1 protein-coding gene is annotated in these 4,300 nt (G+C 78.0%); it reads right to left on the reverse strand.

Annotation, left to right across the window (positions count from 1 at the left end):
• Nucleotides 1–4,300, reverse strand: a 4,300-nt coding sequence (locus BCD48_RS17525; protein ID WP_116271551.1) for a type I polyketide synthase, incomplete at both ends; no start/stop codon positions are given.

Consider the following 4,300-nt stretch of genomic DNA (forward strand, 5'->3'; position numbering starts at 1 on the left):
GGCACCCAGTCGACGACGTGAAGCCGGCCGCCGGCCGCTGGCGACGCGACGGGAGCGGCTCCGCGTGCCGCGGCGGCGACCGTGTCCGCGTCGGCCGGCCGGATCAGCAGCGACGCGACCTGGGCGACCGGGAGGCCGACGCAGTCCGCGACGTCGATCGTCACGGTCTCGGGGCCGAGCCGGCGCAGCCGGGCACGCACCCGCGTCGCGCCGGACGCCGTGACCCGGGCGCCGGACCAGGCGAACGGCAGCGCCGTGCCCGTGAAGATCCGTCCGTCGCCGGCGCCCACGAAGGCGGCGTGCAGCACCGCGTCGAGCAGCGCCGGGTGCAGGAGGTGCGCGCCGGCGGCGGCCGCGGCGTCCCCGGTCAGCTCGGCCTCGACGAACGTGTCCGCTCCCCGGCGCCACAGCTCCCGCATGCCCCGGAAGGCCGGGCCGTAGGCGAAGCCCGCCGTGGCGGCCGCGGGGTAGAAGCCGGCGAGGTCGACCGGCGCGGCGTCCCGGGGCGGCCAGGCCGCCAGCTCCGCCGCGTCGGCGTGCGCCGGGCCCGGCTCTGGCGGGGCCATCGCCAGCCGGCCGTGGGCGTGCCGGGTCCACGGCGCGTCGGCGCCCGGCCGGGAGAAGAGGCTCACCGAACGCCCGCCGTCGCCGTCCGGCGGGCCGACGCTGATCTGCACCGTGACCGGGCCTCGCTCGGCCAGCGCCAGCGGGGCGGCCAACGTCAGGTCGTCGACGACGTCGCAGCCGGCCCGGTCCCCGGCCAGCATGACCATCTCGAGCAGCGCCGTCCCCGGCACCAGCACCGAGCCGAAGACGGCGTGGTCGGCGAGCCAGGGGGCGTCGGACCGCGACAGGCGGCCGGTCAGCACCAGGCCGCCGCCGTCGGCCAGCTCGACGACCGCGCCGAGCAGGGGATGGCCGGCGCCTTCGAGGCCAACCCGGGTGACGTTCGCGCCATTCGCGTCCGCCGCCGGGTCCAGCCAGTGCCGGTCCGGGGCGAAGGCGTAGGTCGGCAGCTCGACGCGGCGCGGGGCGAGGCCGTCGAACGCGGCCGCCCAGCGCACGCCGACGCCGTGCACGTAGGCCTCGGCGAGCGCGGTGAGGAACCGTGTCCGGCTCCCGTCGTGGCGGCGCAGGGTGCCCAGTGCCACGGCACCGGAGGCGGCGTCGCCCAGCGCGTCGAAGGTCTCCTGGAGCCCCACCGTCAGCACCGGGTGCGGGCTCATCTCGACGAAGGTCCGGTGCCCCCGCCCGGCCAGCAGCCGCACGGCCGCCTCGAACCGGACGGTCCCGCGCAGGTTGCGGTACCAGTAGTCGGCGTCGAGCGCGCCGTCGCCGACCGGCTCGCCGGTGACGGTCGAGCACATCTCGACGGCCGCCGGTCCTGGCGTGACCGGCCCGAGGGCGGCGAGCAGGTCGTCCCGGATGCGTTCCACGTGCGCCGAGTGCGAGGCGTAGTCGACGGGGACCCGGCGGGCGTCGACGCCGCGCCGCGCGCACTCGGCCAGCAGCTCGTCGAGGCCCGCCGCGTCGCCCGACACGACGGTGGAGCGCGGCCCGTTCAGCGCGGCGAGCCCGATCCGTCCCGGCCAGCCGGCCAGCAGCTCCTCGGCCGCCTCGCCGGCCAGCGGCAGCGAGACCATGCCGCCCTGCCCGGCCAGCGCGATCAGGGCGCGGCTGCGCCTGGCGACGATCCGGGCCGCGTCGTCGAGGCTCAGCGCGCCGGCGACGTGCGCGGCGGCGATCTCGCCCTGGCTGTGGCCGACGACCGCGGCCGGCTCCACCCCGTGCGCGCGCCACAGGGCGGCCAGCGACACCATCACCGCGAACAGCGCGGGCTGCACGACGTCCACCCGGTCCAGCGGCGCCGCCGGCGCGTCCCCGGCCAGCACCTCGGCCCACGTCCAGCCAGCCGCGTCGCCCTCCGCCTCGCCGGCCGCGCCATCGACGACGCCGCCGATCTCGTCACCGGCCGCCTCGCCACCGGCCGCCTCAGCACCGGCGGCTACGTCGACCGGCGGCTGGCGGGGCTGGCTCCAGGCGACGTGCGGCGCCAGCGCCGCGCGGCAGGCCTCCATCCGGTCGCGGAAGACCGTGGACGCCGCCATCAGTTCGAGGGCCATGCCGGCCCACTGGGCGCCCTGGCCCGGGAAGACGAACACGACGCCGGCGCCCGGGCCCGTGCGCCCGGCCGCGCCGGCCCGCACGACGGTGGCGGAGGCGAGGGCGTCCGAGGCGCCGGGGCTCAGGCTCGCCGGCCCGGCGGGAGCGCCCTCGGCCTCCGCCAGGACGCTCAGCCCGCCCAGAAGCTGCTCGGGGCGAGACCCGAGCAGGACGGCCCGGCTGGGCAGCGCCGCCCGGGCCGTGGCGAGGGCGTGGCCGACGTCGGCGGGCCGAGGAGCCGGCCGGGCGACCAGGAAGCCGCGCAACCGGTCGGCCTGCGCGGCGAGGGCCGCGTCACCCGTGCCGGAGATCACCCACGGCACGACCGGGTAGGCGGGCGCCGTCGGCGCGGCCGCGACGGCCGACGCGGCGAGCTCTGCCGAGGCCGCCGGGCCGACGGGCTCGGCCGCGGTGGGCGCGTCCGCCGGCTTCGCCGGCGTCTCGATGATCACGTGGGCGTTGGTGCCGCTGATGCCGAACGACGAGACCCCGGCCCGGCGGGGGCGGCCGGTGTCCGGCCAGGGGCGGGCCTCGGTGGCCAGCTCGACCGCCCCGGACTCCCACTCCACATGTGAGGACGGCGCGTCGACGTGCAGCGTCGGCGGAACCAGGCCGTGCCGCATCGCCAGCACCATCTTGATCACACCGCCGACCCCGGCGGCCGCCTGGGTGTGGCCGATGTTCGACTTGAGCGACCCCAGCAGCAGCGGCCGGTTCTCGGGACGGCCCTGCCCGCAGGTGGCCAGCAGCGCACCGGCCTCGATCGGGTCCCCCAACGTCGTCCCCGTCCCATGCCCCTCCACCACGTCCACATCGGCACCCGACAACCCGGCCGACGCCAACGCCGCCCGGATCACCCGCTCCTGCGACGGACCATTCGGCGCCGTCAGACCATTCGACGCACCGTCCTGGTTCACCGCCGAACCCGACACCACCGCCAGCACCTCATGACCGTTACGCCGCGCATCCGACAGCCGCTCCAGCACCAGCAGACCCACACCCTCCGACCAGGCCGTGCCGTCGGCGGCCTCGGCGTACGCCTTCGCGCGGCCGTCCCGGGCCAGCCCGCGCTGACGGGAGAACTCCACGAACATGCCGGGGGTGGACATGACCGTCACCCCACCCGCCAGCGCCAGCGAGCACTCCCCCGCCCGCAGCGACGACGCCGCCAGATGCAACGCCACCAACGACGACGAGCACGCCGTGTCGACCGTCACCGCCGGACCCTCCAGGCCGAGGGTGTACGCGATCCGGCCGGAGGCGACGCTTCCGGCGCCGCCGGTCAGGACATACCCGCCAAGGCTGCTCGGCGCCTGGTGCAGCCGGGGGCCGTAGTCGCCGGCCATCGCGCCGACGAAGGTGCCGACCGGCTCGCCGGCCAGGGAGAGCGGGTCGACACCGGCCCGCTCCAGCGCCTCCCAGGCGGTCTCCAGCAGCACCCGCTGCTGCGGGTCCATCGCCGCCGCCTCGCGCGGGGAGATCCCGAAGAAGGCGGCGTCGAACCGGGTCGCCCCGGCCAGGAAGTAGCCGTCACGGACGTAGCTGTGCCCGGCCGCCGCCGGGTCCGGGTCGTAGAGCTCCGCCAGCTCCCAGCCGCGGTCGGTGGGGAAGCCGGAGATCCCGTCGGCGCCGCGCGCGACCAGGTCCCACAGGTCGTCCGGCGACGCCACGTCGCCCGGGTAGCGGCAGCCCATCCCGACGATGACGATCGGGTCGTCCGCGGCGGCCCGGCCGGCGCCCGGCCCGGTGGACGGCCGGGACGGCCGCGGGGCCAGCAGGTCGCGCAGCCGCCGGGCGAGCGCGGCCGGCGTCGGGTAGTCGAACAGCACGCCGGAGCCCAGCCGCAGGCCGGTGGCCGCGCTCAGCAGGCCCCGCAGCTCCACCGCCATCAGGGAGTCGAAGCCGGCGTCGCGGAACGGCCGGCGGACGTCGATCTCGCCCGCGCCGCCGCCGAGCACGGCCGACATGGACTCGCGGACGACCTCCAGCGCCACCCGGGCGGCCTCGGCCGGGGCGAGCCCAGCCAGGCGTCGGCCCAGCGCCGTGTCCGCCCCGGTCGAAGCCTGCCCGCCGGCGCCGGCGCCCGCTGATCCGTCCGGTCCCGCCGAGTCGGCCGCGGCGACGGCGGCCACGCCGG

It is taken from the genome of Pseudofrankia coriaricola (assembly GCF_001854805.1).
Lineage (GTDB): Bacteria > Actinomycetota > Actinomycetes > Frankiales > Frankiaceae > Pseudofrankia.